Raw genomic sequence first — 379 nt, forward strand, 5'->3', positions numbered from 1 at the left:
ACTGCTCTGCATCTATACCAAAATCTTTATTGACATAATCACTATCGTGAAATACCAAAGCGATGGCAATTTCATGGCCGGTTCCGTCGTTCTGACCACCGAAGCGGTGCCCCACGCCAAAAAGACCAAGACTTCCGTTTTCACCGGTCACCACTCGAGCATCCAGCCAATAACGCCAGTCGGTATCGAAAGCATGGCGTGCTTGCAAAACTAGTTCAGTTCCCTCATCTCCTTCACCGAGACCATCCAAACGACCGTCATCAGAGTCACTTTCTTCACGCCCCTCATCGAAGCCCACGACAGCCTCGAATAGCCATGTGTCAGAACGAAGACCACGCCACCCGAGCGCCTCACCGGCCCAGAAGAAAATATTATCACC

The 379-nt window shown here is 51.5% G+C and carries 1 protein-coding gene; it reads right to left on the reverse strand.

All coding sequences use genetic code 11. The features are described 5' to 3' along the window. Positions 1-379: MipA/OmpV family protein (locus A3735_RS23825; RefSeq protein ID WP_197486007.1), on the reverse strand; the 379-nt coding region annotated here is incomplete at both ends.

This window comes from Oleiphilus sp. HI0061 (genome assembly GCF_001635675.1).